Source organism: Aeromonas sp. QDB14 (assembly GCF_027707845.1).
Taxonomy (GTDB): Bacteria; Pseudomonadota; Gammaproteobacteria; order Enterobacterales; family Aeromonadaceae; genus Aeromonas; species Aeromonas caviae.
In genome coordinates this window covers 1-1,255 of the sequence record NZ_JAPCJD010000181.1, presented here as the reverse complement: position 1 = coordinate 1,255, position 1,255 = coordinate 1, and the positions used below count along the sequence as shown (strand labels likewise).

The window sequence follows — 1,255 nt, the reverse complement described above, 5'->3', positions numbered from 1 at the left end:
GACTCATGATGAACCCTGTTCCATGGCTCCAGATGACAAACATGATCTCATATCAGGGACTTGTTCGCACCTTCCCTTCAATAACCCCGAGGTAAATGGCTTGTCAGGCTGTTGCTCGTTGAGCAGATCGATGACTTGGGACAAGCTGAACCACTCCTTGGAGCACAGGCCGCCGCCACTGCTGCCAGTCAAACGGATCAACAGGTCGGTCTGCTCGGGCTCATGGCCTACTTCATAGCCCACGGTGGTCGTTGAGCCTGGCGAGAGCAAAGTGGCTACGCCACTAGCCAAGATAATCTTGGCGGGCTGAACTGGTTTATCGCTGGCCTCGGTCGTGGTGCTGGCCTGCTGATTGGCAGCTTGCTTGTTGGTTTTGGTATTCATATTGGGAGCCTCGGGTGAATCAGATTGTGGATTTCAGGTAGATAGTGGTGCCCAAGTCCGGCTGGGTCTGCTCTTGCTGGAGTACAAAGGCCAGATGCTGGAATACAGGGGTTGGGGCAGATAGAGCAACAAACGGGGTGCCATAACCGGTGAATCGGTAGGGCTCCCATGCTTCAACTGCAGGGAGAAGCAACCAGAACACGGCATGTTCAGCGCAGTCGATAAGCTGGATATGCCCCTCTGATAACCGCCAGTAGTCGGCGTAGTAACCCTCCTCGTCATCCCTGACCGACTCCCCCGTGTGGGATGCAATAGAAATCAGGACTTCAGGGGCTTCGCTGTGTAGGGTCTTGGCCTTGAGCACGGTCGCCTCTTTGACCACGACCAGAAGCACAGGCTGGTTTTCAGCTGGCAGGAACTCAGGAACATACATTCCATGTGTGATGACCTCCTGCATAAGCAAGCTCAACGTCTGCCAGCTGTAGGCATACCCCTTGAGCGTCTCGTGGGAGGCGTATTTCCCTTCTTGGATAAACTCGTCCATGGTTAGCCTCCTCAGTCCGCTGGTCCGGTGATATAGCCGATAGTGCCGCCGATGATGGTGCCTGCGACGGCACCGGGGATGCCTCCTTTGGCACCGATGCCCGCCCCTGTGATAGCGCCTTTGATGGCTCCCTTGGTGCTGCCCTTGACCGTGAAATCGACACTACCGTCTCTCATTGGCTTGATGCTGACGGCGGCGTATTGCTTGCTCAAAATGTGATGGATAAACATGTTCGTTCCTCTTGGCGATGGCGCGAATTCAACTTCGAAGTGCGACACTCGCCTATGCCGCCTGACAGTACTCTTCGAATACCTTGACAGGCTGCCT

Annotated in this window: 3 protein-coding genes; all 3 read right to left on the bottom strand. The window is 55.1% G+C overall.

Going from position 1 to position 1,255, the window contains the following annotated elements; all coding sequences use genetic code 11:
- Positions 1-3: 3 nt before the first annotated feature.
- Genes PG887_RS22365 through PG887_RS22355 form a run of 3 tightly spaced genes read right to left on the bottom strand, consistent with a single transcriptional unit; the run spans position 4 to position 1,158 of the window.
- A complete protein-coding gene (locus PG887_RS22365) occupies positions 4-384 on the bottom strand; it encodes a hypothetical protein (protein ID WP_270822945.1) in 381 nt (126 codons plus the stop codon).
- Positions 385-403: 19 nt separating this feature from the next.
- Positions 404-928 (bottom strand): hypothetical protein, encoded by a 525-nt coding sequence (locus PG887_RS22360; protein ID WP_270822943.1) that lies wholly within the window; start codon positions 926-928, stop codon positions 404-406.
- Between the two features lie 11 nt (positions 929-939).
- Positions 940-1,158, bottom strand: coding sequence for a hypothetical protein (locus tag PG887_RS22355; protein ID WP_171273142.1), 219 nt, complete (start codon positions 1,156-1,158; stop codon positions 940-942).
- Positions 1,159-1,255 lie beyond the last annotated feature (97 nt).